The following is a 2,487-nucleotide window of genomic DNA, read 5'->3' as shown; positions in this document are numbered from 1 at the left end:
GGCCACCGCAAAGATCACCAGGATCACGCCCAGCGGGATCAATATGGCAGCGTTGAAAAACTTGCGCATGATCCTCTCTCGCTCACGGAGTGGATTGGAATCGGACCAACGGGAACGGATCGGCGTTAAGCGCCGGCGTCCGTTCCTTCGCCGTCGCGGTTCAGCCGTTCGCGCATTTCCTTGCCGGTCTTGAAGAACGGCACGCTCTTCTGATCGACGGGAACATGTGCGCCCGTGCGCGGATTGCGCCCCGCGCGCGCCGGGCGATGCTTGACCGAGAATGCACCAAAACCGCGCAACTCGACCCGGTCGCCACGCGCCAGGGCCGCGACGATTTCATCGAGAATCGCGTTCACAATGTTCTCGACATCCCGCTGATAGAGGTGCGGGTTGTGCTCGGCGATACGCTGAACGAGTTCGGATTTGATCATCGAGACGGGGACCCGGGAGCATACGGACGTCCATTTCCGTGAAAATACCTTGAACTGTCAAGACGCTAAATGAAATTAGGCGCTGGCGAAATCACGTGACAAGCGCCCTGATGCCGTATTGTGACAGTGCCCGCACCCCGAAATCGCAGTGCGGAAATGGCTCAATTCGTCCCGGCGGGCTGCCACAAAGCGAGCATGCCCTCCAGACTGAGACGGTCGGCGGCCTGCGCCACCCCGGTTTGCTCGATCTGCCGCGCCACGGCACTCAAGCCCAGCGCATCGAGGGAGATGGCAGCTGCCGTCCGCAGAAAAGTCAGGTCGCCAAAGCGCGGCTTGAGCTTGTAGTCGCGCACCGGCAGGTCCGCCTTGACCCCTTTTTGCGCGACCAGCCACGCCACCGCGGCCTTCTCGTCACCCAGCTGATCGATCAGTTTAAGTTCGATCGCCTGACGGCCGGTGAACACACGTCCGTCGGAAACCTTCTCCAGCAAGGCATCATCCATGCCTCGCCGTGCTTTCACGAGGCCACGAAACCAGGCGTAGGAATCCTTTACCAGCGCGTCCAGCGCAGCTCGCGCCTCCGGACTGGTCGGTTCAAACCCGTTGGGTGCAGCCTTGAGCGGCGAAGACTTCACCTCCTCCACCTTGACGCCGACGGTCTTCAGCAACTCGGTGAAATTCGGAAATTGAAACAGCACGCCGATCGATCCCACCAGCGAGCTTTGCTTGGCAACGATGTGGTCGGCGGCGATCGCGGTGATGTAGCCGCCGGAGGCGGCCAGGCCTTCCACCACCACGACCAGCGGCTTCTTGGCTTTCAGGCGCGTCAGGGCATCATAAAGCTGCTCGGAACCGGCCGTGGTACCGCCGGGCGAATTGATGTGGACGATGACGGCCGCGGCTTTCGATTTCTCCAGCCGCTCCAGCGCCTCGACCCGTTCCTGGTCGCTGCGGATCAGGCCTTCGATATTGATGCGGGCAATCGAGCCCGAAGACGTCAGGCCCCGGCCGCCCGGCGCTGCGATCAAACCGACGGTGACGATGGCCGCAATCGCAATCAACGTCGCTGCGACACGCCAGAACGTCAGCTTGCGCCGAATCCTGCGGCGATCGACGATGACATCTGAGTCTAGCGACATCGAAACTCTCCCGAAAAGCAGGCTCTGAGCGGAGTATGCCGTCTTCGCTTCATACCCCTAAAAATCCCGTGCCCTGATTACATCAATTGCGGCGCAATTTGAAGAAAACAAGGCTCAACTACCCTTCCCCCTTTGTAGGAGAGGGAAGAAAAAAGCCCCGGTCGAAACCGGGGCTGATTGTTTCAAGGCAGACAAGCAGAAAGGCTTACTTGTCGGTGCGCTGCTTGAGCGCGGTGCCGAGAATGTCGCCGAGCGTCGCACCCGAATCGGAGGAGCCATATTGCGCGATGGCTTCCTTTTCTTCGGCGACTTCGAGCGCCTTGATCGAGACCTGCACCTTGCGGGCCTTCTTGTCGAACTGGATCACCCGCGCATCGACCTTTTCGCCGACGGCGAAACGTTCGGCGCGCTGATCATTGCGGTCGCGGGCAAGTTCGGAACGCTTGATGAAAGTGGTGAAGTCGGTGCCGACGATCTTCACGTCGATGCCGCCTTCCTTCACGTCAAGCACTTCGCAGGTCACGACCGCGCCCTTCTTGACGTCACCCGGCTCGGCGAATGGATCGCCTTCGAGCTGCTTGACGCCGAGCGAGATGCGCTCCTTTTCGACATCGACATCGAGCACCACGGCCTTGACCATGTCGCCCTTCTTGAAGTTGTCGATCACCTGCTCGCCCGGCTGCTTCCAGTCGAGGTCGGACAGGTGGACCATGCCGTCGACATCGCCTTCGAGCCCGAGGAACAGGCCGAACTCGGTCTTGTTCTTGACCTCGCCCTCAACCGTGGAGCCGACCGGGAATTTCTCGACGAACACTTCCCAGGGATTGCGCATGGTCTGCTTGAGGCCGAGCGAAATCCGGCGCTTGACCGAATCGACTTCGAGCACCTGAACTTCGACTTCCTGCGAGGTCGAAACG

The 2,487-nt window shown here is 60.5% G+C and carries 3 protein-coding genes; all 3 read right to left on the bottom strand.

The window, feature by feature from the left end; all coding sequences use genetic code 11:
- Nucleotides 1–125: 125 nt before the first annotated feature.
- Nucleotides 126–431, bottom strand: coding sequence for an integration host factor subunit beta (locus WB528_RS09880; RefSeq protein WP_422250461.1), 306 nt, complete (start codon nt 429–431; stop codon nt 126–128).
- Nucleotides 432–592: 161 nt separating this feature from the next.
- Entirely contained in the window at nt 593–1,570 is a 978-nt protein-coding gene (gene sppA, locus WB528_RS09875) for a signal peptide peptidase SppA (protein ID WP_423888235.1), read from the bottom strand.
- A gap of 205 nt (nt 1,571–1,775) precedes the next feature.
- The coding region (locus WB528_RS09870; protein ID WP_423888234.1) for a S1 RNA-binding domain-containing protein at nt 1,776–2,487 on the bottom strand (712 nt) is incomplete at its 5' end.

This window comes from Bradyrhizobium sp. (assembly GCF_049586575.1).
In the GTDB taxonomy this organism is placed as follows: Bacteria; Pseudomonadota; Alphaproteobacteria; order Rhizobiales; family Xanthobacteraceae; genus Bradyrhizobium.
This window is presented reverse-complemented; position numbering and strand designations above follow the sequence as displayed.

Coding starts and splice junctions, on each gene's coding strand:
- WB528_RS09880 (WP_422250461.1), bottom strand. CDS start 431: ATGATCAAATCCGAACTCGTTCAGCGTATCGCCGAGCACAACCCGCAC.
- sppA (WP_423888235.1), bottom strand. CDS start 1,570: ATGTCGCTAGACTCAGATGTCATCGTCGATCGCCGCAGGATTCGGCGC.